The 20,148-nt window shown below is 33.9% G+C and carries 20 protein-coding genes and 2 pseudogenes; 7 read left to right on the top strand and 15 right to left on the bottom strand.

Annotated features, from left to right (window positions below):
• Positions 1-215: 215 nt before the first annotated feature.
• Positions 216-1,710 (bottom strand): annotated as a pseudogene (locus ACN4EE_RS07440) (cation:proton antiporter domain-containing protein).
• Between the two features lie 125 nt (positions 1,711-1,835).
• On the opposite strand from ACN4EE_RS07440, the gene scpB reads away from it, so the two are divergent.
• Entirely contained in the window at positions 1,836-2,336 is a 501-nt protein-coding gene (gene scpB / locus ACN4EE_RS07435; RefSeq protein ID WP_431705781.1) for an SMC-Scp complex subunit ScpB, read from the top strand.
• A gap of 220 nt (positions 2,337-2,556) precedes the next feature.
• On the opposite strand, the gene ACN4EE_RS07430 is transcribed toward scpB, so the two are convergent.
• Positions 2,557-2,823 (bottom strand): MoaD/ThiS family protein, encoded by a 267-nt coding sequence (locus ACN4EE_RS07430; protein ID WP_431705780.1) that lies wholly within the window; start codon positions 2,821-2,823, stop codon positions 2,557-2,559.
• A gap of 14 nt (positions 2,824-2,837) precedes the next feature.
• On the opposite strand from ACN4EE_RS07430, the gene ACN4EE_RS07425 reads away from it, so the two are divergent.
• Positions 2,838-3,272, top strand: a complete 435-nt coding sequence (locus tag ACN4EE_RS07425) for a hypothetical protein (protein ID WP_431705779.1) — start codon at positions 2,838-2,840, stop codon at positions 3,270-3,272.
• A gap of 42 nt (positions 3,273-3,314) precedes the next feature.
• Here the strand turns inward: ACN4EE_RS07425 and ACN4EE_RS07420 are convergent, their stop codons facing one another.
• Positions 3,315-4,376, bottom strand: a complete 1,062-nt coding sequence (locus ACN4EE_RS07420; RefSeq protein ID WP_431705778.1) for a phosphotransacetylase family protein — start codon at positions 4,374-4,376, stop codon at positions 3,315-3,317.
• A 309-nt stretch (positions 4,377-4,685) separates the two neighbouring features.
• Positions 4,686-5,318 carry an imidazoleglycerol-phosphate dehydratase HisB gene (gene hisB, locus ACN4EE_RS07415; protein ID WP_431705777.1) on the bottom strand — a complete coding sequence of 211 codons (633 nt, stop codon included), beginning with the start codon at positions 5,316-5,318 and terminating at the stop codon, positions 4,686-4,688.
• Between the two features lie 158 nt (positions 5,319-5,476).
• On the opposite strand from hisB, the gene ACN4EE_RS07410 reads away from it, so the two are divergent.
• Together ACN4EE_RS07410 and ACN4EE_RS07405 are read left to right on the top strand one after the other, a co-directional pair.
• A complete protein-coding gene (locus tag ACN4EE_RS07410; RefSeq protein WP_431705776.1) occupies positions 5,477-6,244 on the top strand; it encodes a PIN domain-containing protein in 768 nt (255 codons plus the stop codon).
• Positions 6,245-6,409: 165 nt separating this feature from the next.
• Positions 6,410-7,123 carry a hypothetical protein gene (locus ACN4EE_RS07405; RefSeq protein WP_431705775.1) on the top strand — a complete coding sequence of 238 codons (714 nt, stop codon included), beginning with the start codon at positions 6,410-6,412 and terminating at the stop codon, positions 7,121-7,123.
• Between the two features lie 28 nt (positions 7,124-7,151).
• Here ACN4EE_RS07405 and pflA read toward each other — a convergent pair whose 3' ends face one another.
• The gene (gene pflA / locus ACN4EE_RS07400) at positions 7,152-7,916 is read right to left on the bottom strand and encodes a pyruvate formate-lyase-activating protein (RefSeq protein ID WP_431705774.1); all 765 of its coding nucleotides are present in this window, start codon (positions 7,914-7,916) and stop codon (positions 7,152-7,154) included.
• 188 nt (positions 7,917-8,104) lie between these two features.
• Between pflA and hslO the strand changes: the two genes are divergently transcribed.
• Positions 8,105-9,004: an Hsp33 family molecular chaperone HslO gene (gene hslO, locus ACN4EE_RS07395; RefSeq protein ID WP_431705773.1), complete on the top strand. Its 900-nt coding sequence runs from the start codon at positions 8,105-8,107 to the stop codon at positions 9,002-9,004.
• Positions 9,005-9,194: 190 nt separating this feature from the next.
• Here the strand turns inward: hslO and mutS are convergent, their stop codons facing one another.
• The 3 genes from mutS to ACN4EE_RS07380 form a co-directional block, all read right to left on the bottom strand.
• Entirely contained in the window at positions 9,195-11,816 is a 2,622-nt protein-coding gene (mutS, locus tag ACN4EE_RS07390; protein WP_431705772.1) for a DNA mismatch repair protein MutS, read from the bottom strand.
• Positions 11,817-12,074: 258 nt separating this feature from the next.
• Complete coding sequence (locus ACN4EE_RS07385) at positions 12,075-12,227, bottom strand: hypothetical protein (RefSeq protein WP_431705771.1); 153 nt, start codon at positions 12,225-12,227, stop codon at positions 12,075-12,077.
• Positions 12,228-12,544: 317 nt separating this feature from the next.
• Positions 12,545-13,414, bottom strand: a complete 870-nt coding sequence (locus tag ACN4EE_RS07380) for a lipid kinase (protein WP_431705770.1) — start codon at positions 13,412-13,414, stop codon at positions 12,545-12,547.
• A 520-nt stretch (positions 13,415-13,934) separates the two neighbouring features.
• Between ACN4EE_RS07380 and ACN4EE_RS07375 the strand changes: the two genes are divergently transcribed.
• Positions 13,935-14,156, top strand: a complete 222-nt coding sequence (locus ACN4EE_RS07375; RefSeq protein WP_431705769.1) for a DUF4327 family protein — start codon at positions 13,935-13,937, stop codon at positions 14,154-14,156.
• A 78-nt stretch (positions 14,157-14,234) separates the two neighbouring features.
• Here the strand turns inward: ACN4EE_RS07375 and ACN4EE_RS07370 are convergent, their stop codons facing one another.
• From ACN4EE_RS07370 to psbZ, 6 genes and pseudogenes are all read right to left on the bottom strand, one after another.
• Positions 14,235-14,798, bottom strand: coding sequence for a 2-dehydropantoate 2-reductase (locus tag ACN4EE_RS07370; RefSeq protein WP_431705768.1), 564 nt, complete (start codon positions 14,796-14,798; stop codon positions 14,235-14,237).
• Positions 14,791-15,153 (bottom strand): annotated as a pseudogene (locus ACN4EE_RS07365) (RNA-guided endonuclease InsQ/TnpB family protein); the annotation flags it as partial. The pseudogene ACN4EE_RS07365 and the gene ACN4EE_RS07370, both read right to left, overlap by 8 nt.
• 189 nt (positions 15,154-15,342) lie before the next feature.
• On the bottom strand, positions 15,343-15,603 hold the full coding sequence (locus tag ACN4EE_RS07360) for a ribonuclease toxin HepT-like protein (RefSeq protein ID WP_431705813.1): 261 nt from the start codon (positions 15,601-15,603) through the stop codon (positions 15,343-15,345).
• Between the two features lie 12 nt (positions 15,604-15,615).
• Complete coding sequence (larB, locus tag ACN4EE_RS07355; protein ID WP_431705767.1) at positions 15,616-16,389, bottom strand: nickel pincer cofactor biosynthesis protein LarB; 774 nt, start codon at positions 16,387-16,389, stop codon at positions 15,616-15,618.
• Between the two features lie 24 nt (positions 16,390-16,413).
• Complete coding sequence (gene ribH / locus ACN4EE_RS07350) at positions 16,414-16,893, bottom strand: 6,7-dimethyl-8-ribityllumazine synthase (protein WP_431705766.1); 480 nt, start codon at positions 16,891-16,893, stop codon at positions 16,414-16,416.
• Positions 16,894-17,018: 125 nt separating this feature from the next.
• Complete coding sequence (gene psbZ, locus ACN4EE_RS07345; RefSeq protein ID WP_431705765.1) at positions 17,019-17,207, bottom strand: photosystem II reaction center protein PsbZ; 189 nt, start codon at positions 17,205-17,207, stop codon at positions 17,019-17,021.
• Positions 17,208-17,428: 221 nt separating this feature from the next.
• Between psbZ and ACN4EE_RS07340 the strand changes: the two genes are divergently transcribed.
• Positions 17,429-18,001: a Uma2 family endonuclease gene (locus ACN4EE_RS07340; RefSeq protein WP_431705764.1), complete on the top strand. Its 573-nt coding sequence runs from the start codon at positions 17,429-17,431 to the stop codon at positions 17,999-18,001.
• A gap of 53 nt (positions 18,002-18,054) precedes the next feature.
• On the opposite strand, the gene ACN4EE_RS07335 is transcribed toward ACN4EE_RS07340, so the two are convergent.
• The gene (locus tag ACN4EE_RS07335) at positions 18,055-20,091 is read right to left on the bottom strand and encodes an O-linked N-acetylglucosamine transferase, SPINDLY family protein (protein ID WP_431705763.1); all 2,037 of its coding nucleotides are present in this window, start codon (positions 20,089-20,091) and stop codon (positions 18,055-18,057) included.
• Positions 20,092-20,148 lie beyond the last annotated feature (57 nt).

Raw genomic sequence — 20,148 nt, 5'->3', positions numbered from 1 at the left:
TACCGTTATTAGCCTAATTTATCTTCTTTAATATCAACATCTAATGGGGGGGTTGCTTAAAAAGTCGATAAACAGAGGGAATAGACATCTTCAAAAATACAGGCAAGATGCCTGTTCTACGGTAATAAAATCATAATTTCTGGAGAAGTCTATTACTTTTTAATTCTCAATTCTCAATTCTCAATTCTCAATTCTCAATTCTCAATTCTCAATTCTCACTGCGGTTCGCCAAAAATGATCACCGATCGAGCTATCTTTTGCATTACTTCAGTAGTCACATCACTCACTGCTAAACCTCCAGCAGTACGACGGCGTACAGAACGTAAAATGACAAGATCATAGTCATATTTTTGTACAGTGTGTAAAATGGCTTGAGCAGGATCAGGATAGCGTAAGGTTTTGATGGTAACGGGTATTTGAGAGGCGATCTTTTCAATGGCAATATTCAAAGCTGATTTGAAGGTTTCAATTTGATTTCTGGTCACTTTTCGATCGTGTACATGGAGTAAAGTTAAACTGGCTTGATTACTACTAGCAAAAATTGAGGCAAAACGAATGGTATTAAGGGTTTTTTGATCTATATTTTTGACAGGTACAAGAATTTGATGGATATTTACAGGATCATCCAATAATTGTACAACCGCCACAGGACAATGAGAACACCAAAAGACATTATCAATCAAGTTACCAAATAAACGGGCTTGAATGCTAGTATTTGGACTCCACCCCATGACAATAAGATTAGCGTTATTTTCTCTAGCGGTACGACTAATACCTTCGGCTAAGTCATCATCAATACGAATAACAGGCTTGAGAGATACGCCAAATTGTTCACTATATTGTTTTGCCCTTGTCAATAATTTATTACTCTGTTTAAAGGCAATATTTAGTACTACCGACAAACTCGATTTTTTCTTTAACAGGTCCTTTTCCTACCACATCATTAATAGCTAAACCTGCTAAAAATGCCCCCACAATCTTATCCACATTGATTAACTGTGCGCCTACGGAAGCCAAAAACACCGCTAAGAGTACAAATAAAAATTGATTACTTTCTTCATCTCCTGTGCGTCTAAAATATTCTTTTCCTACCTTATCAATTCCCCATAAAACCCCTGCACAATATAAAGCTAAACTCCCCAACTGTATAATTAAAGTGCCTAGGGTAAATTCTCCACCATCAATAGATACACAGATAGCCAACACCAACAAAGCGCCTATATCTGTGAAAATAGTTGCACCGATGGTGATAACCACCGATTCATTACTCACAACTCCTAAACGATTAACAATGGGATACCCCAATAAAGTATGGGAAGCTAACAGAGAACCGAGTAGAATAGAAGAATTTAACCCCATATTAAAGGTTAAACCAATTAAAGTTCCGATCGATAAGGGAAAAATAAAAGTACAAAAACCAAAAGTCAGAGATTTATTTTTACTTTTGCGAAAATCATCTAAATCAATTTCTAAACCCGCCACAAACATTAAATAAATTTTGCCAATGTCTGCTAAAAGTTTGACAGATTCGCTTTTATCATCGAGTAATCCTAAACCTTCTCCACCAAAAATAACCCCTGCTACCAATAAACCTACTAACCCCGGTAATTTAATTTTTTCAAAAATAGGAGGAATGGTGACAATTACCAATAAGAGAATAGTAAAAGTAATTAAAGGACTATCGGGAATTGTCTTTAAAAATTGTTCCATTAGTTAATAGTAAAAATTCAAAATACTTTTTCAGCACACCCTATTTACCTGTCCCTTTCCCTGTTTATGATAAAATGTTGAATATTAATTCAACTAAACTGAATGATTTATTTTAATATTTATCAATGGAACTAGAATCGTTTTCTCCTAATTTGACGAATAAAATTGAAGCTATATTATATCTTAAAGCACAACCTACCACGATCGAAGAACTTGTGACTTTAACTAAAACATCCACCGATGAAATTCAAGAGGCGTTAATTCAGTTAATGTCTGATTATGCCTATCGTGACAGTGCTTTAGAAATTATAGAAACTCCCCAAGGTTACAGTTTACAGTTACGAAATTGTTATCAATCTTTACTAGAATACCTTATTCCTTCAGAGTTAAACCCCGGCACTTTAAAAACTTTAGCCGCCATCGCTTTAAAAAATCCCATTCTTCAAAGTGATTTAATCAACCTACGAGGAAGTAGTGCCTATCAACACGTTAATGAATTAGTGGAAAGTGGTTTTATCCGTAAACGCCGTCAAGAAGAAGGTCGATCGTACTGGATAGAGGTTACAGACAAGTTTTATCAATATTTTGAGATTAATCAATTATCCTCTTTACTCAATAATTCCTAAGTAGTAAATAGTGAATAGTTTTAATAAATCAAAAATCAAAGGTTTAGACAAACTACATTACTGAAAAAGTGCGTGGTTGGTGAGGGTAGTCGAACCACAGTTTTAGCAATTTTTTCTCAAAAAATGAGCATTTTTACGTTAATTTTATTTCAAAGTTTTTTGTATAACTTTATCTATATAAAATCTCAAAACCTTGATTCTTTATTACTTTACCTATTACTTAACCACCGCTAACAGGAGGAATCAAAGCAATTTCATCGCCATTATGTAGAAGGTAATCTGGATTGACTATTTCTAAATTTACTGCTATTTTAGTAATATTTATCCACGATTTTAATAAGGGTTTTTCTTTACTCATTATTGATAATATATCTTGGGCTTTACTATTAGCAGGAATAGTTAAATTTATTTCTGATTTTTGATAAACTTCTTGATAAATAGCAAATAATTTAATAGTGACGGTTATTAAATCAATATGGGTATTCATTTTATTATAAAATAATGTTATTTAGTTCTCTTATTTCCTCTTTTTTAATAGCCAATAGTCAGATAAGTCCTGAATTTATCGAACTTAAAAAACGGTTAGAAAATTATAATTTTGTAGTAAAAATTGAGTCTCCGCCCATTAGAAGTACCTATGGTTTATTGCAAGTAAAAACTCGCACTATTTGGATTGAGCCTTTAGTTTTTGAGTTAGGGATTGCATTACCTACCCTTATCCATGAGGCAACCCATGCCGCTCAATTATGCGCTGGAAATGGTGAAATTCGATCGTTAAATTTACCTTTTTCTCCTCCTAATATTAGTCGCCCTTTTTTTACTCATTATAATCATGGTTTAAGGCGACATTTGGAGGCGGAGGCTTATGCGGTGCAAACTCACCCCGACGGTTATAATCTTGTGCTTTCTTTACTCGATAAACACTGTAACAATTAACAATTAACAATTAACAATTAACAATTTGCACCTCTATATTTATTATCCATTATTAATTTTTTCAAGTAATAAATCAGTGTTAAAATGTTCTTCGATAAGGTTTTGCATACATTCTACTTTGATTGTTTCATGTAATCTTACTGTACCAAAGGCTCGATCGACAATTTCAACGGTAGTCAAGGTATCAAAATCTACGGTTAAAATGGGGATTTCCAAGTCTTCTGCCCGTGCTAAAATTAATTGTTGAGGAGGAGTATGTCCTGTTAAAATTAAGCAGTTTGTAGAGCTTTCTAAGGCGGCTAGTTGTAAATCGGTTCGATCGCTCCCCGTGATTACAGCCATGTTTTGCCGTTGACGGAAATACTCCAACGCCGAGTTGACATTCATCGCCCCTACTGTTAGGCTTTCTACCATTAAGTCTAGTCGATCGAGCCTACAAAGTACTTTTGCTTTTAATTGTTCTACAAGTTCTCGAACGCTGACACTTTGTAAAAGTCTATCCGTAGGTAACATTCCTAAAATGTCGATGCCTTGAGATTGGAAGAAAGGCTTAATGATATTTTCAAGGGTATCTAGTTGTTGATGAGGAATACTGTTGATTAAAACCCCTGCTAATCGATGTCCTAAAACTTTTTTTGCTGATAAAATTTGATCAATAATTAATAACGGTTCATACTTAACCACTAATAGCACAGAAGCATCTATCTTTTCGCTAATTTCGGGCGCACTTAAATGAAATAAATTTCCCTGAGTTAAATTTCCTGCACCTTCTAATAACACCAAATCCGCCTCGATCGAGTTACAATATTCTAATAATTGATCCTGATAATTAGTTTCCTTACCTAGATAATCAAGGATAGTTTTTTCATCTAACAACAATAAAGGAGATTTGACTTGAGAATCAGGTAAATTGAGAATTTGACTGATAAATTGTAAATCTTGTTCATCTTTAAGATTATCAGAAGGATTAAAACAAGTACCGATAGGTTTACCATAACCTAACTTAATTCCCTTCTTTTGCAATTGATGAGCAACCCCTAAAATAGTAGCAGATTTTCCCGTATATGGTTCACTCGAAGCAATTAATAAATATTTACTGGGCATGATAATTAATAATAATAATTTAATTTAGTGGTTAAATGGGATTTGCTGAAGAAATCTCAAGACTAGGAAAATAAAAAGTTTAGACACATTAAATTAACACTCATAGTAAGCATTTTTAACAATTTTTGGTCAAAAACTAGGCATAATATAAAATATAAGGTTACAAACATTATATCGATCGAGAGATAATAACGTGAAAACTTTTCCCTATTCTTATCAAAAGACTTTTTCAGCATCCTCTAAGTACAGAAAAATATACTTAATAATATATAATTTACGGAAAATGATGACTACTTTAAATTGTCAATTTTATAAAACACCTTTTGAACTAGGTATTTCGTGAAGACGACGACTATCAATTTCTAAAGCCATCCTCATAGCTCTAGCAAAGGCTTTAAAAGTCGCTTCGATGATATGATGAGAATTAATACCGTCTAATTGACGAATATGTAGAGTAATTTGACTATGGTTAACCAAAGCCACAAAAAATTCCCTCACTAATTGAGTATCATAGTTACCAACTCTTTGGGTAGGAATATCTAAACCATAGCTTAAATGAGGTCGTCCTGAAAAATCAAGAGCAACCTCGATTAAGGCTTCATCTAAAGGGGCGACAAAATGTCCAAAACGATGGATTCCCTTTCGATTTCCCACCGCTTGGGCGATAGCTTGTCCTAATGTAATTCCCACATCTTCATTTGTGTGATGATCGTCAATCTCAATGTCTCCCTTAGCCTGAATATCTAAATCCAGTAAACCATGAGAACAAATTTGATGTAACATATGATCAAGAAAAGGAATGCCAGTATTCACATTACATTTTCCTTCACCATCAAGATTTACTTGTACTTGAATATCAGTTTCTTTGGTAGTGCGACTAACGGAAGCAACACGACTTTGATGGGCAATAGATTCTAAATTTAAAGTATTAATAGTTGACATTATTGAGTTTATTTTACAAATAATTTTACTATCGTAGAACAGGCATCTTGCCTGTTTTTCTGGAGATGTCTAATGAACAGTGTAGAATAGGGAATGATAGTAGTTAATTCTACCTGTCCACTTGTCCACCTGTCCACTTGCTGTCTCGTTTTCCATTTATGTCTCAAGATATATCTATCATAATCGTTTTTGAACCAAGAGTAATTTTAGAAGGGGTAACTCGTGATTGGAGTCAATTTTCCCAGTTAGGTACTTGTTACATCCCACAAATTGTATTAGAAGAATTAGAGTTTTTAACAAAAAGGGCTGTTTCTGAAAAAGAAGAAAAGACGGCACGGGAATTTTTCCGTTTTTTTCCTAATAGCGGTTGGCAAGTAACTCAAGGCATGACTCACCATGATGCCTTAACGGTAATGGAAGGGGAGAATCTCAGTAAAAATGCTCGTTTACAAGTTGCGATCGCAGAATCGGTATATTATCTTACTTTAGAAAACACGAATAAGTTAGTCGTCTTAGTGACAAATCAGCAAAATTTACGGGAAGAAGTAGAAAATCTGGCACAAGATAACTTAGTAAGCCTTACCCTAGCACAATTTACTCAGTGGTTACGCACGAAGCAAAAACCTATCAATGTCAGTCAAAAAATAGCAGGTTTTAGTAACGGTAAAATTTCTTCTCCAGTATCATCACCCCCTCCTGCAAAAAATCCTAGTCGTAATAACGGTAATGTTGTGTCTCCAACTTCTGCAAGTTATCAACCAAAAGCGAAAGTAAAACCCCAAAATAATACTCTTGGCACAATTATCTCAGGATTATTAGCTTTGGGGGCATTAACTGTTACAGTAATGATTGCTTGGTATTTTATACAACCTCAATCTTTTCAAGAGTTTTGGCAAAAAATGGAAGAATTAAAAATTAAAAATTAAGAATTAAGAAAAGTAAGAAGCCACAATTACTTCCCTACTCCTCCACTCTCCCACTCCCCCACTCTCACAGTCACCTTTATCAGTTTTCTGAGTGTCAAACTCAGGTATAATATTAAGGCACGATCGAAACCCATTTCCTGAAAATAAGTAACTTTGGTAACTAAAATGTCCAGAAAACCATCGAGAATTTTATCTTCAAATATAGTATTAAATAGCCAATATTGGAGATGTTTAAATAATCGAAAAACTTATTTATTTTTGTTAGGATTAACTTTAAGTTTAGGAGATATAAAGTTAATTGTCGCCACAATTCTTTTTACTGGAACTATGCTTGTTAGTTATCAGTCAAAATCGATTAACTGGAAGCGTTATTACCAGTATTTACATGATATTTTAAACTCAGGAAATAAACAACTAATTTTATCTGTTTTCAGTGCTGGAATGTTAGCTATTAGTAGTTATTTAGTCCTTAATATTTGGATAGAAATTGATAATAAATGGTTGGCTTTAGGTATTATTTGGCAAATTATATTTAGTTCGATCGGACTGGGATTTTTAGGCTGGAAAATAACACAAAAAAACTCTAAAAAATCAAAAAAAATAGCTCTAACCTTTTCTGAATTAATCCATGAATTAAATGCCAAGTCTCCATTACAAAGACTGTGGGCGATTAATCAGATTATAAAATTATGGGAAAATTATCAACTTACCGAAGAAGAAATCAGACAAGCTCAAGAATATTTTAGTATATTAAAACATTTGGAAACAGAAAATATTATCATTAATAAACTAGATAAAATTATCTTAAAAATGAATGATAAATCATTAAAACCTCTAAATTTCCCCGTTAGAATTAGTCAAAAGTTACCTCAGTTATGACAAAAAAATGCCAACTTAAGAGGATTCTTTATTGTACTGTTAAACCATAACTTTTAAAAATATTGGTAACTTTTTTAATTAACTCAGGGGAAGGAGCTTCAGTATCTTTTAATTGATAGTCATAACCTAAAGTTTCCCATTTATATTCCCCCATTTTATGAAAGGGTAAAACTTCGACTTTTTCCACATTTTTAAAAGGTGCAATAAACTCCGCTAATCCTCGTACATTGTGTTCTGGATCGGTTAAATTAGGTACTAAAACAAATCTAATCCAAGTGGGTTTATTTATTTGGGCTAAATAACGGGCAAAAATTAAAGTTGGCTCAAGGGAAACATTGGTTAATTTATGGTATATTTTTTCATCGAAAGATTTTATATCTAATAAGACTAAATCGGTATATTCTAAAACGGGTTTAGCACTGTTTAAATTTACATAACCAGAAGTGTCTAAAACTGTATGAATATTACGTTTTTTACATTCTTGAAAAATGGCTTTCACGAAGTCAGGTTGCATTAAGGGCTCTCCTCCTGTTACGGTGACACCTCCACCAGAATACTCAAAATAGGATTTATATTTCTCAATTTCGTTGACTAATTCTGCCACTGTAACGGTTTTTCCATCTTCAAAATGCCGACAGTCGGGGTTATGACAGTATAGGCATCTTAAAGGGCATCCTTGGGTAAATATCACAAAACGAATACCGGGTCCGTCCACTGTGCCACAACTTTCTACAGAGTGAATTAAGCCTGTTTGTACATCTATTTTTTTGGTGTTGTCAATACTGAGTGTCATTATATTTGATTTTGTAATGGAGAATTAGATGATAACCTAAATATAGCATTCCTATATGATTTGTAAGAATTTGCTCCCCCTTAGTTTAAACAAAAGGAAAACCTCTATCTTCCTTATTTTATAATGATATAGATAACGAGAATTGCTATAATTAATATCAATATTTGTTAAGAAATGTAAAGAAATATATGGCTGATCAATTAATTCGTGCCACCGCCGCCAACGGGGGAATTAGGGCTGTAGGAGTAATCACCACTAGAGCAGTGGAAGAAGCTAGACGAAGACATAGTTTATCTTATGTTGCCAGTGCGGCTTTGGGAAGGGCGATGTCGTCTGGGTTGTTATTGGCATCGAGCATGAAAAAGGAAGGCTCACGGGTTAACATCAATATTAAGGGCAATGGTCCTTTAGGTACAGTGTTTGTGGATGCAGGATTAGACGGCACTGTCAGAGGATATGTACAAAATCCCAAAGTGGAGTTACCTCCTAATGCTATTGGAAAATTAGATGTAGGGGGTGCTGTCGGTAATGACGGTTATTTGTATGTGATTCGAGATGTGGGTTATGGTTATCCTTACTCTAGTACTGTTGAATTAATATCAGGGGAAGTGGGGGAAGATATAGCCAATTACTTAGCAACTTCTGAGCAAACTCCTTCGGCGTTATTGGTAGGGGTTTTCGTGGGGAAAGACGGAGTAACGGCTTCGGGGGGCATTTTATTACAGGTATTACCTAAAGCGGCAGAAAATCCTACTTTAGTGGAAACTTTAGAGTCTCGTGTTAGTCAGTTAAAGGGTTTTACCCCTTTATTACAGCAGGGCAAAACTTTATCGGATATTTTTCGAGATTTGTTAGGGGATTTTGACTTGGAGATTTTCCCTGAAGTGCAGATGGTAAGATTTGATTGTGGTTGCTCGTTCGATCGAATTTTAGGGGCATTGAAAATGTTAGGGGCTGAGGAATTGGAGGATATGATTGTCAAAGATGGAGGTGCGGAGGCGACTTGTCATTTTTGCGGTGAAGTTTATCAAGCGAATGTGGAAGATTTGACTCAACTTATCGAAGATTTACAACAAGTTGGTATTTAGAGTCTGCCTCATAGTCTTTTGATGAAGTAATGAGTAATGAGTCAGAAAGGCAAAAGGCAAGAGACAACAAAGATTATTGGTTATTTCCATTAATGTATCATACTCAAAATAGAAGAACCAAATTTTTTTAACAAAGTTTGTAGCTTAGGGTTTAGCCTTAATATGTATGAGCTAAAGGGCAAACTACGAACTATTCAAAGATGTCTAATTGACTCATTATTTCCTCCTTATTTTCTTGTTTAGAAGGGGTTAATTTTTTGATATTTTTTCTTAACCCCATAGCAATTTTACTGTGTTTTTCGATTTGACTCATTACCTGTTTCGCACGGCTTATTACTACTTTTGGTAAACCTGCCAGTCTTCCTGCTTCGATACCATAGGATTTATCCGCACCTCCTGCTTTTACTTCATGGAGAAAGATAATATCATTCTCTAATTCTTTCACTGTCACTTGGTAGTTAGCAACGTTATCAAGAATAGACGCTAATTCGTTTAATTCGTGGTAGTGAGTAGCAAAAATTGTACGACATTGTATCTCGATCGACAAGTACTCCGCAACCGCCCAAGCGATAGATAAACCGTCAAAAGTTGCTGTACCTCGTCCAATCTCATCAAGCAATACTAACGATCGATCCGTAGCATGATTCAAGATGTTAGCTGTCTCATTCATCTCTACCATGAAGGTGGATTGCCCTGTACCGATGTCGTCCACTGCTCCTACACGGGTAAATATTCGATCGCAAATAGATAATTTAGCACTTTCGGCAGGAATAAAACTGCCTATTTGTGCCATTAATTGAATCAATCCTACTTGACGCAAATAGCAACTTTTGCCACTGGCGTTTGGACCTGTTAAAATGATTAAATCGGGCATTTTTTCTGAACCTAAAGTAGTAGAGTTAGGCACAAACATTCCAAATCCTAATAATTTCTCGACTACTGGATGTCTTCCATTTTTTATTTTAATAATTCGATCTTCGGTAATCTCTGGACGGTTATAATCTTGATAGACAGCTAATTCTGCTAATCCACTTAACACATCCATAGCCGCAATTGCCCGTGCAACTTTTCTAATTTCTTCGGTTTTTTTTGCTACTAAAGAGCGTAATTCTACAAAAATTTCATACTCAAATTTCGCTAAGTCATCTTTTGCATTTAAAATGCGATTTTCCTTTTCTTTTAACTCAGCAGTAATGTATCTTTCTTCGTTTAATAATGTTTGTTTTCTCTGATAATTTTCGGGGGCAAATTCGGCTTTCGATCGAGGCATACTGATATAATAACCGAAGGTTTTATTGTAACCCACCTTTAAATTAGTAATGCCCGTGCGTTGTCTTTCCGTCACCTCCAGATTCGCTAACCACTCCTTATCCCCCTCAATCAGTTTGCGCATTTCATCTAAATGTTGATTCACCCCTTCTCGAATAATTCCCCCTTCCTTAACGTGTTGGGGGGGAAACTCCACAATAGTATCTAACACATTCTTACCCAACTCCTCCAACTCAGGAGGCACATTTTGCAACGCCTGAAAATAGGGAGATTTGCCTTCCTTTGCTAACTCTGCTAAATAGGTTAATTTGCCCAAAGAATCCCCTAAATTGAGTAATTCCTTCGGATTTGCTGTACCTGCGCCCACTCTCCCCGTTATCCGCTCTAAATCGTAAATACTCTTAAATAATTGCCTAATTTCTTCCCTTAAAGGCAGATTTTCCATCAATTCGCTAATAGTATCTTGACGGGCAATAATTCCTTTCTTATTGATTAAAGGTTGCAATAACCAGCGTCTTAAAGCCCTTGCCCCCATAGCGGTACAAGTTCTATCCAAAGCCCACAATAAAGAGCCATGAAAGGTGTTATCTCGCACCGTACTTGTGATTTCAAGATTTCGCCGTGTGGTGCTATCTAAAACCAAATAATCGCTTAAATTATAAGTGCGAAGAAGTTGCAATGGCACTTGATTCGCTTTTTGAGTATCCTGTACATATTCTAACAATCCTCCTGCGGCACGAATGGCGAGGGGTAAATGCTCACAACCGACACCCTCTAAGGATTTTAGCTTAAATTCTAACAGTAATCTGGGCTTGGCTTCGTTGATGTCGAAGGCTTTTTGCGATCGAAATGAATAACAGAAGCAATCAGGAAGAAAGTCAGGAAGATTATCGGATTTTTGCCCCGGACGCAGTAAACTGTTAATATCAGGAGCATTGACAGGAAAAAGCACCTCCGCAGGTTGTAAACGCAGTAATTCAGTGGTTAAAGTGCTTAAATCTTGATTTTGAGTGGTGAAAAACTCTCCTGTAGAGATGTCTGCATAAGCTAAACCCCAATAATCTTTCGCTACTACCACCGAAGCGAGAAAATTGTTTTTCTTGGAGGGTAACATCTCATCATCAGTAATTGTACCGGGAGTTAATAGCTTAGTGATGGCACGTTTGACGATTCTTTTTTCTGCTGCCGCCGTTGCTGCATCTTCCACTTGATCACATATTACGATACTATAACCCTTTTCGACTAATTGTCGCGCATATCGATCGAGAGCATGATGAGGTACACCAGTCATGGCGATTCTACCGACATTTTGCCCTGCATCCTTGCTAGTGATAACTAATTCTAACTCTTGAGAAATGGTGACAGCATCCTGAAAAAAGCACTCAAAAAAGTCACCCACCCTGTAGAGTAACAGAGAATTAGGATATTGCTCTTTCACCTCCACATAGTGATGATACATGGGGGTTAAATCTTCCAGTTTGATAAGACGATAATCCTCATGGGGGGCGTTTCTGGTGGCTTTTTGGGTGACAATCTCGCTCATTATGACAAAATTTTGTTAAGACTTATATTTTTATTATGATCGAAAATGATAAGTTTATTCATAATGTGACCAAACTGATACAACTTTGATCAATTTATTTTGTTCATCAATAGTATAAACGAGACGATGTTTAATATTATCTGAGTTTGATATAAAATTATCGGTGAAAATGAGATTAGGGGACTATAAGACTAGACGAATAGGAGAGAATTGATTTAAAAATTATTAAAATTGATTTTTGCTCATTATTTACTAAATTCAATCTTCCACATTATCTAACACCTTCAAAAATTCAGCTTCTGACACCCAATCATCATCTAATTCGGCTTGTTTTATTGCTCCCACTAACCCTGAAATAGATTGTAAATAAACAGCTTCTTGTAAGCTATCCCAATCTTCAACTATTTCCATGATGATTTTAATAGAAAATGAATTGTATGTTTACGTTAAGAAAATTAACAAATAATTAGGGTTTGCTGAATAAATCAGAAGACTATTAAAATAAACGGTTTGGCATACTACATAAACTGAAAAGTGTTCAATTTTCACAATTTTTACTCAAAAACTGAGCATTTTTTACTAAATTTTATTCAAAACAACTTTGTAATTATATGTTGATACAAGTCCTCAAAACCTTGATTTTTGTCATTTATTCCCTTTTCCCTTTTCCCTTTTCCCAAATCCGCTCTTCCCTATCTTCATCAAAAGACTTTTTCAGCAACCCCTAATTAGGGTACAAAAACCTGTAAAGCATGGGGAATAACTTTAAATTTAGCGGGGGTGATAGTGGTTATTTCTCCATCTGTATTTATGTTGTAAGATTTTTTTGTATGGACTTCAATGGTTTTTCCTGCCATACTTTTTACCCAGTCTAATTGATGATGTCTTCCTTCGGGTAAATGCCAAATTAAAGGAAAAATTTGCCACCAGTGATTTAATTCTATACTATATAAATCCAATCTTTGATCGTCAATAGCGGCATCATTAGCTATCGCCATACCTCCCCCATAATATCTGCCATTCCCGATGGCAATTTGTACAGTTTTAACAGAAAAACTCTCACCATCAACTTTAATCTTAGCTCGAAAGGCACGAGTAGCACCAATAACTTGTAAAGCGGTAATGCCATAGGCAAAAATTCCCCAACGTCTCTTGATGCCTTTTGATAGCTTCTCCGTAATGTCCACACTTAACCCCATACTAGCCACATTAAAAAAATATTTCCCATTAACCCATCCTAGATCGATCGACTTCATTTTTCCAGCCCCAATCACATCACAGGCTTCTTTCATAGTTAAAGGAAGATTAAGGGTTCGTGCTAAATCATTCGCTGTGCCTAATGGTAAAATACCTAAAGGTAAATTAGTCTCCACTAAACTATCCACTACCGCATTCAGAGTACCATCTCCTCCTCCCACGATGACAAAATCTATCTGATTTTGATACTCTCTTACTACCATACCTAATTCTTGAGGATGTTTAACTGGTTTAATGATTAACTCCATGTCATGGGCATAGAAATATTCTACAGCTAAGGGTAAAGACTTTTCTCCTTTGCGAGAATGACGATTAATCAATAATAATGCTCTTTTACCCATTTCAACAATCCTCAATTACTGCTTAGGTTAATATCTAAAAATAAAATAACAAATTTAATTTAACCTCTAAATTATGACAGATGGTGAAAGAAATTGCTTCTGGGTGACAATAAAACAATCATAAATAATAGAGATTGCTTCGTTACCTCGCAATGACAGGAAAAATCTAATTTCTTCCTGATTATTCATTCTTCTGTAATGTCAAAAGTTTAAGACAATATTAAGATTATCCGTCATAATGAAAAAAAATGTTCTGATCAGTCATAATTAAGAAATAGACTTAATTTTAAACATCATTATTATTGCTTTTTACAGTTTTAATTATCTTATCTAGTTTTCAAGTTCGATCGACACTAATATTATTTATCATTATTTCTTATGATTCTATTTTGCTCTAATAATTTAACTGCAAATAGATGTTAACTTCAGTATTATCTTCCTTAATTTTTCCTGTCAAATAGCAATAATTTGCTGTCTATAGAAGTTGAATAAAACAATTAATTAATCTCAAGAAATGATTATGACTTTACAACTAAATTATTCTATTAACGTTCTCAAAGACGAAGTACGTCATTTGATTAAACAAGGATTACTCGATCGACAACAACCCATTTATACTATCTGTAACTTTATTCCTGCGAAAGAATGGCAAAAAGTAGAGTTAGAATTAGAGTTCAATGGTTACTTATTAAGAGATCATCTTATTGATTTAATTCAACCAGAAAAATGGGAAAATAACTAAATCAATTATTGCACAATTTAAGGGTAGAAGGGTTGAATATTATGCAACCCCTACTAAGTGAGAAAACATAATTTATTCCTAAATATTAACGGCGATTAATCCTAAATCTATATAGTTTTTAATCACTAATTTATGTTCTTTTAAAACAACACTAAAAGAATAAAAGTGTTTAATAGTATGATCGGGAATTTTTCCTGTTAATTCTAGTTTGAAAAAATTAACTCTACGATTAAATAAAGTTTTATTCTTACAAATTTTGACGATAACTTTCTCTTGTTTTTTTGAGGAGTAAATTACCTCCCCTCGTATAGAAAAATAATTAGGGGGTAAACTATGGTCATTTTCTGGTACAAAAATACCAACCACCTGTAAATGTAATCGATCGATCTCAGGTATAATATGGGGATAAACTACCCAATTTTGCACTTCATTTAAGTCCACATGATTTTTAATCGCACTAATAGCTTTCCCTAATATTACCGTCTCAAAATTAGCATTATCCACCGTTGTCATAATACCTTTAGTTAGGGTATTCTCCAATGGTTCATAAATACCTTGAATAACCCCAATCGCTCTATACTGTAAAGGATGTACGGGAATACCAATCGCCTTATCATCTAAATCATAATCACCACTAAACAAAATCGTTTATTGCCTTAAAGACAAAAGTTCCCGTATGCCCTACGGTACTTAGAGCCTTTTTCAAAATATTGATAGCAGCATTAATATCTCTATCACAAATGAATCCACAATGAGGACATATATGGGTTCTGACTGACAGAGATTTTTGTACTTGTTGACCACAATTAGAACAATCTTGGCTAGTATTACAAGGAGGTACAGCTACTGTTATTTTCCCATATTTATACCCAAAATATTCTAACCAACGTCTAAAGTTACTCCAAGCCGCATCACTAATACTTTTTGCTAAATGTCGATTTCTTACCATGTTCTTCACAGCTAAATCTTCGTAGGCGATCAAATCGCTTAAAGCAATCGATGCTCTATGCGAAGTTGTTGTAAATGAGAATCTGAGGTTCTTCCACTTTGGGTATGATGAATTATGTCTAAAAAAAGGTATCGGATAGCAGATATTAGGTTAAATTAAAACTGTTAATTTATGACAATTGCATTTTTAAAATAATCAAAGTTATAGGTGATTAAGTTTATATTAATTATTTTCTATTCATTTGGTATAACTACTGTATAAGTACTTATAAATATTTCTAACAACATGACGAAAAGAGCAATATTCATCAGGCATAGCTTTAGTTTGAGAAGAAATAACTTCAGGGCGAATATCAGGAATGGAAATCATCATTTGTCTGAGTAATTGCCGATGCCAGTCTGCTTGTGCTTGATCTGGTACTGAATTATCGATAATTTGAGTAATTTGTTTAAAAATTCTTTCGACTCCAGAGTAAAAACTATTTCGTCTAAACTTGATCTCGAACTGAGGTTACAATGGTTGAGAGAATTTATTAGCTAATCGCAAAATTTGTCCTGCTAACATCGCCGCCCCAAAACCGTTGTCAATATTCACAACACCAATACCCGTCGCACAGGAATTAAGCATGGTTAACAAAGCCGATAAACCTCCAAAACTAGCACCATAACCGATACTTGTCGGCACGGCAATCACTGGGCAACTGGCTAAACCAGCTACGACACTAGGTAAAGCTCCTTCCATTCCTGCCACCACAATTAAGACATCCGCTTCGGCAATTAAATGACTATGACTGAGGAGACGATGGATTCCTGCTACCCCTACATCCCATAATCTTACCACTTCAAAGCCACATAATTGAGCCGTTATGGCGGATTCTTCCGCTACGGGTAAGTCGGCTGTACCCGCCGTCACGATCGAGATTTTCCCCCGATATTTAACGGGATTTTGCCCAATAGCACCGATTTTTGCCATAGGATAGTACCTTAAATCTGGTACATAAGTTTGTAAGATTTCAGCAATATCAGGTTCAAGACGAGTAGCCATGACAACGGGGGATTTTTGGTGCATGACTTCCATAATTTGGATCATTTGTTCTGTTGTTTTGCCTTGACTCCAAATTACTTCGGGAAATCCCGTGCGTAGTTGTCGATGATGATCTATTTTAGCAAAATCTCCGATAGGTTCAAAGCTCAAATACTTTAATTTTTCTGCCCCTTCTTCGGGAGATAATTTCCCCTGGGCAATAGCTGACAATATTGTTTCTAACGAGTTTCGATCGACCATAATTGTATAATGGAGACGGTAAGTTTAAGCAATATTTTTCATCAAAGTTGCCATTTCGATCGCATTCATCGCATAACCCCAACCATGATTACTCTTAATACCTGCTCTTTCTAAGGCTTGTTGCATCGTATCAGTGGTTAAGATACCAAATACGATGGGGACTCCTGTTTGTAGTGCTACCGATGCGATCCCTTTTGCCGTCTCATTACAAACATAATCGAAATGGGGAGTATCACCCTTAATGACTGCACCTAAGCAAATAATGGCATCATAACGAGCCGTTAAAGCCAATTTACGAGCTACTAATGGAACTTCAAAACTACCCGGTACCCACGCATAATCGACTTGACTACCTTCGGGGTTAATATCAATACCGTGTCTTTTTAAACAATCTTGACAACCTGCTAAAAGTTTATTGGTAATTAAATCATTGAAACGTCCAATAACTAAAGCGAAACGAAGACTAGATATATCTTGATTAAAATTTCCTTCAAAAACTGTCATGGATTCTGGTAAATATGGGATATGCTAATAATTTGGTGAGCAAAAATACTTATTCTTTATTTTGAACTTTTGCCCACCCCTACAAATCTCTTTAGAGAGTATTAATATTTGTTTACAAAAGTTTTTTAAACTACGAAAAAGTTTAATACTGCTACGGCTACTACTAAAATAAGCCATAAACCAGAACCTAAATACAGTAAAGATTTAGACTGTTCCCAATTTTGGGGTGAAGCATAGGCAACGGGTACATATACAATCATCACAAAAGAGAAAAACACTAAGGCAGTTAACAGTAATTGGAACAATATCGACATTTTTTTTAATCTCCTGAAAAATATATTGTTTTATTAATCAAACTTTCTTAGATTAGTTTAGGATAATTTGTGCCTTTGTGGTTAACTAATTGACATTAATCCTTATTTTCCTGTCCTAGTTTTATTTATAATCTCCATGAGTAATCAAAACGATAACCTCAAGATTGTCGATCGTGTTGATCAATAACTATAATTGAGTCAATAAAAGTTAAAAGACGATTATGGCTACAGTTATTAATGTTGAACCTCTGATAAAGCTAACCAGTGAAGCATTTTATCAATTATGTCTGACTAACCCTGATATACCAATGGAAAAAAGTCCTCAAGGAGATTTAATTATTATGCCACCCGTAGGCGGAGAAAGTGGAAATCGAGAAGCTAATTTAATTGCTGATTTGGCTATCTGGAATCGTAAATCTAAACTAGGACAGGTTTTTAGTTCATCAACTATCTTTAAATTACCTCAAGGTGGCGATCGATCTCCAGATGTTGCTTGGGTATCACAGGAAAAATGGGACAGTTTAACCTTAGAAGAAAAAAAGAAATTTCCTCCCCTTTGCCCTGATTTTGTCATCGAATTAAGATCAGAAAGTGATAGACTTAAACCATTACAAGAAAAGATGAAAGAATATTTGAATAGTGGCTTGAGGCTAGGTTGGTTAATCAATCCCCAAGATGGGGAAGTCGAAATATATCGTGCTGAAAAACCTGTGGAAGTATTAAAAATGCCTTGTGTTTTATTAGGTGAAGATGTGTTACCTGATTTTGACTTAGAAATGGATATTAACGGTTAGGGCAACCAGTTTTCATCTAAAATTTTTGCTAAGGATTCGATCGAACGTAATTTTTAACCTATAATTTCATCGTTAACAACTTGAATTAAAAATGTTTCTAATGCTTGAATACAATCTAAATCATAGAATAACTTATATTTATTAACCTTCATTTTATCAATTATTTCCTGTCGCCACTGCTCATTATTTCCTAGTTTTATCGCCGTCTCTATATACTCTTTTTCTGAATAAGTAATAGTATCTTCCACCTCAATCATTTTTAAAATTCCATAGGAATGTCGCCCCCTCATAAACTCTCCCGGACAAGTGACAATAGGTAAATTATAACTAACCGCTAATCTACAAGTATTATCTGCTGACCAAGTAAAAGTGTCTAGAAAAATATCCCCAATTAAATGTAAACTCATAAATTCTTCCTCATTTAAACGAGGTAAAATAACACAATAATCTTGATAATTTAGCTTATATTTAGCAAAGGCTTTTCTTAATCTTTTTCTAAATAAATAATTGACATATTTACTAATAGGAAATTCAATAAAAATAAATTTTGCCATGGAAACTTTTTGAGCAATCTCAGGATAAATATAGTCAAATTGAGGTAAATATTTGAATAAAGATTGAGTAGATAAATAAAGAATCGAGTTATTATCAAAACCAAATTCTTCTCTTGTTTTAGGTGTTTTCGGTACACCTATTTCCTCTAAATAAAGACCAATTTTTGGTAATAAAAATAATTTTTCTGTATAATAATCTTGACTATTTTTCGTTTCCATTAATTCCCTAGATATATAATAGTCGATCGTCGATAAACCCGAAGTAATTGGATGTCCTAAAGTTACACACTGAATAGATGCAAGTCGTAAACTAGCTAAAATAGTAGTAATAGGTTTCATGCCTATATCTGTATAGATTAAAACATCTAATTCATCCTTAATAACTGTTTCTATATTTGTTGTTAAATCTGATGTACAAAAATAAAAATTGTCACTATATTTGATAAAATCTTCAGTTATATTGTCTTTTAAATTTTCTAAGTAATAGCAGTTAATAATAAATCTATTTTTATCTAGTAATTTTACCCAACCTAATGCCCAATTAGCTCCATTATGATCTCTAAAATGACAAGAAATAATTCCTAATTTTATTTTAATCTCTTTTGTTTGATAAGAATTTAAATGATTAATTTGAGAGTAATTGATATTAACTATTTTTTGCACTAATTGACTATATAATTTTTGTATATTTAGATCATTTTTACCTTGATATTGGAGATAAAAATTAGTACTTAAATTAATAGCCATCAAAGCATTTTTTCTTTCTATATCATTACTTAAAGATAAATTTTTAGATAGATTTTCTAAATGCTCAATAAATCTATGTCGATAAGATTCTATTTCTGTTTCTGTTTCATAAAGTATCGGTAATATTTTTGCATTTTCTAATTGATAAATTATATTATTAGGATTTAATTCTAATCCTTTTTCAGCAAATTCGATCGACTCTTTTACCCTGCCATTATTTTTGAGAAATTGAAACATTGCTAAATATAAATTCTGCTCATGAGGAAATTTTTTAATACCCTGTTTTAAGGTTAAAAATAATTCTTCAAAACGATATTGTTGAGCTAAAAATCGAGCATATTCTAAATAAAGATTATGATTTGGATATTCTGCCTCAATTAAATATTTAAAAATAATTTCAGCTTCGTTGTCATTACCTAGATATAAAGTTATATCTAATAAATATTTATAATTAACTAAGTTTTCTTCTTCTAAATTAATTAACTGCTCATAGCATAATTTTGCTTCTTGATAACACTTTAATTGCATTAAATTATGAGCTAATTTTTGCAGAATATTAATTAATTTTTGCGTATCTCGATCGAGATTTTCACCTTCCCATAATACTGACATCCAGATAGATTGAGCCATATCTATTTGATTATTTAATAAATAGGCAATACCTAAATACCAATAATTATTTATCTCACTATTATCGTTAATAATTAATTTTTCGTAAATATTAATAAATTGATTGATTTTTCCTTCTTTATAAAATTTAATAACTAGAGAATCTATCATATTATCCATATTTTTTATGTTTATTTTTGTCTAAAATTAGTTCTTAGGGTTCGATCGAACCTAATT

Source organism: Geminocystis sp. CENA526, from assembly GCF_050753365.1.
Taxonomy (GTDB): domain Bacteria; phylum Cyanobacteriota; class Cyanobacteriia; order Cyanobacteriales; family Cyanobacteriaceae; genus Geminocystis.
The sequence above is the reverse complement of the archived record's forward strand: the minus strand, read 5'-3'. Positions and strand labels throughout refer to the sequence as shown.

What these genes read in the sequence shown, in the direction of transcription:
- ACN4EE_RS07420 (WP_431705778.1), bottom strand. Translation starts at nt 4,376, where the DNA reads ATGCCCAGTAAATATTTATTAATTGCTTCGAGTGAACCATATACGGGA.
- mutS (WP_431705772.1), bottom strand. Translation starts at nt 11,816, where the DNA reads ATGAGCGAGATTGTCACCCAAAAAGCCACCAGAAACGCCCCCCATGAG.
- ACN4EE_RS07410 (WP_431705776.1), top strand. Translation starts at nt 5,477, where the DNA reads ATGTCTCAAGATATATCTATCATAATCGTTTTTGAACCAAGAGTAATT.
- ACN4EE_RS07430 (WP_431705780.1), bottom strand. Translation starts at nt 2,823, where the DNA reads ATGAATACCCATATTGATTTAATAACCGTCACTATTAAATTATTTGCT.
- larB (WP_431705767.1), bottom strand. Translation starts at nt 16,389, where the DNA reads ATGGTCGATCGAAACTCGTTAGAAACAATATTGTCAGCTATTGCCCAG.
- hslO (WP_431705773.1), top strand. Translation starts at nt 8,105, where the DNA reads ATGGCTGATCAATTAATTCGTGCCACCGCCGCCAACGGGGGAATTAGG.
- pflA (WP_431705774.1), bottom strand. Translation starts at nt 7,916, where the DNA reads ATGACACTCAGTATTGACAACACCAAAAAAATAGATGTACAAACAGGC.
- scpB (WP_431705781.1), top strand. Translation starts at nt 1,836, where the DNA reads ATGGAACTAGAATCGTTTTCTCCTAATTTGACGAATAAAATTGAAGCT.
- ribH (WP_431705766.1), bottom strand. Translation starts at nt 16,893, where the DNA reads ATGACAGTTTTTGAAGGAAATTTTAATCAAGATATATCTAGTCTTCGT.
- ACN4EE_RS07405 (WP_431705775.1), top strand. Translation starts at nt 6,410, where the DNA reads ATGTCCAGAAAACCATCGAGAATTTTATCTTCAAATATAGTATTAAAT.
- ACN4EE_RS07385 (WP_431705771.1), bottom strand. Translation starts at nt 12,227, where the DNA reads ATGGAAATAGTTGAAGATTGGGATAGCTTACAAGAAGCTGTTTATTTA.
- ACN4EE_RS07335 (WP_431705763.1), bottom strand. Translation starts at nt 20,091, where the DNA reads ATGGATAATATGATAGATTCTCTAGTTATTAAATTTTATAAAGAAGGA.
- ACN4EE_RS07425 (WP_431705779.1), top strand. Translation starts at nt 2,838, where the DNA reads ATGTTATTTAGTTCTCTTATTTCCTCTTTTTTAATAGCCAATAGTCAG.
- ACN4EE_RS07340 (WP_431705764.1), top strand. Translation starts at nt 17,429, where the DNA reads ATGGCTACAGTTATTAATGTTGAACCTCTGATAAAGCTAACCAGTGAA.
- ACN4EE_RS07380 (WP_431705770.1), bottom strand. Translation starts at nt 13,414, where the DNA reads ATGGGTAAAAGAGCATTATTATTGATTAATCGTCATTCTCGCAAAGGA.
- psbZ (WP_431705765.1), bottom strand. Translation starts at nt 17,207, where the DNA reads ATGTCGATATTGTTCCAATTACTGTTAACTGCCTTAGTGTTTTTCTCT.
- hisB (WP_431705777.1), bottom strand. Translation starts at nt 5,318, where the DNA reads ATGTCAACTATTAATACTTTAAATTTAGAATCTATTGCCCATCAAAGT.
- ACN4EE_RS07375 (WP_431705769.1), top strand. Translation starts at nt 13,935, where the DNA reads ATGACTTTACAACTAAATTATTCTATTAACGTTCTCAAAGACGAAGTA.